Source organism: Vibrio olivae (genome assembly GCF_042428525.1).
Taxonomy (GTDB): domain Bacteria; phylum Pseudomonadota; class Gammaproteobacteria; order Enterobacterales; family Vibrionaceae; genus Vibrio; species Vibrio olivae.
On record NZ_JBHMEP010000073.1, the window covers coordinates 1 to 645 of the forward strand.

At 50.5% G+C, this 645-nt stretch carries 2 pseudogenes; both read right to left on the reverse strand.

Annotation, left to right across the window (positions count from 1 at the left end):
- Nucleotides 1–144: pseudogene (locus tag ACFFUV_RS23540) on the reverse strand (IS6 family transposase); the annotation flags it as partial.
- Nucleotides 145–286: 142 nt separating this feature from the next.
- Nucleotides 287–645: pseudogene (locus ACFFUV_RS23545) on the reverse strand (IS6-like element IS26 family transposase); the annotation flags it as partial.

Below are 645 nucleotides of genomic sequence, written 5' to 3' on the forward strand. Positions count from 1 at the left end.
GTAAATCGTGGAGTGATCGACATTCACTCCGCGTTCAGCCAGCATCTCCTGCAGCTCACGGTAACTGATGCCGTATTTGCAGTACCAGCGTACGGCCCACAGAATGATGTCACGCTGAAAATGCCGGCCTTTGAATGGGTTCATGTGCAGCTCCATCAGCAAAAGGGGATGATAAGTTTATCACCACCGACTATTTGCAACAGTGCCGACGTCTCTACGACGATGATTTACACGGGCACTGTTGCAAAGTTAGCGATGAGGCAGCCTTTTGTCTTATTCAAAGGCCTTACATTTCAAAAACTCTGCTTACCAGGCGCATTTCGCCCAGGGGATCACCATAATAAAATGCTGAGGCCTGGCCTTTGCGTAGTGCACGCATCACCTCAATACCTTTGATGGTGGCGTAAGCCGTCTTCATGGATTTAAATCCCAGCGTGGCGCCGATTATCCGTTTCAGTTTGCCATGATCGCATTCAATCACGTTGTTCCGGTACTTAATCTGTCGGTGTTCAACGTCAGACGGGCACCGGCCTTCGCGTTTGAGCAGAGCAAGCGCGCGACCATAGGCGGGCGCTTTATCCGTGTTGATGAATCGTGGGATCTGCCACTTCTTCACGTTGTTGAGGATTTTACCCAGAAACCGGT